Here is a 966-nt window from a genome sequence, read left to right as displayed (position 1 = left end):
AAAAGTCATTTTGAAAACCGATAAAATTACCGGCATTAATTTGCTCGGCAGCGCGCTTAAGTTCTCCACCAAAGCGGTAGGTCTTTCTCAAATAGCAAAGCGCTTGATTAATGCCTTCACTCGCTACTTTTTTGTCGACAGCTGGAGTTAGAAAGACTCCTGACTCATAGCCAGTCAGACTTGCCAGACGATCGGCAAATTCGCTACTATAAGACATATCCTCAAAACGCCTAACCGTCTCTGAGAATACCTCGCCCGGCTCCACGGGTGGCAGCTGATAAGGGTCACCCATAAAGATCACTTGTGTGGTGTCAGGCACGGTTTTGATTAACGCATGCATTAAAGCCAAGTCGATCATTGATGACTCATCAACAATTAAGATATCAGCTTCAGTAAGTGCAATTTCACTCCGCCCCGAAAAGAGGCTCTCTGCGTTAAGTTTTTCTGAATAAGAGTGTTGCGAAGGTAAAGCTTTATGGTCGATTAAGAAACGGTGTATCGTCTCACCATTAGCAGGCAAACACGCGCTAAGTGGAAGCATATCTGAGCCTTCTAGCACAGCCTGCTCAGTTTCGATTCGCTTAAGTTGGAAGGCGATTGAGTCCGCTAGACGAACGGCAGCCTTTCCTGTCGGGGCGAGCAACCTTACTTTTGCTGGTCGGCCCAAACGTAGCCTGAATGATTGATCGACCAAGTGCAACAGGCTTGCTGCTGTGGTGGTTTTTCCGGTACCGGGTCCCCCAGCAATCAAAGTTGTTTTTTGCAGCAAAGCATGTGCAGCTGCAACGGCTTGCCAGTCTGGTTTCTCGTCTGAGTCCACACCATTTAATGCAAACATGCTTTTTAAACACTGACTCAAACGATCCAACTGAGACTCGCTGAGTGCTTCGTCACTCAGGCTTTCACTGCTCACCCTTTTCGCTAACCAAGCTTCGAATTCACACTGTAGATTCCAATAACGAGTCA

General features: G+C 47.1%; 1 protein-coding gene. It reads right to left on the bottom strand.

Features of this window, described 5'->3' with window-relative positions:
* The coding region (locus A3761_RS15145) for an AAA family ATPase (protein WP_156491876.1) at window positions 1–966 on the bottom strand (966 nt) is incomplete at both ends.

It is taken from the genome of Oleiphilus sp. HI0123, assembly GCF_001635315.1.
The sequence above is the reverse complement of the archived record's forward strand: the minus strand, read 5'-3'. Positions and strand labels throughout refer to the sequence as shown.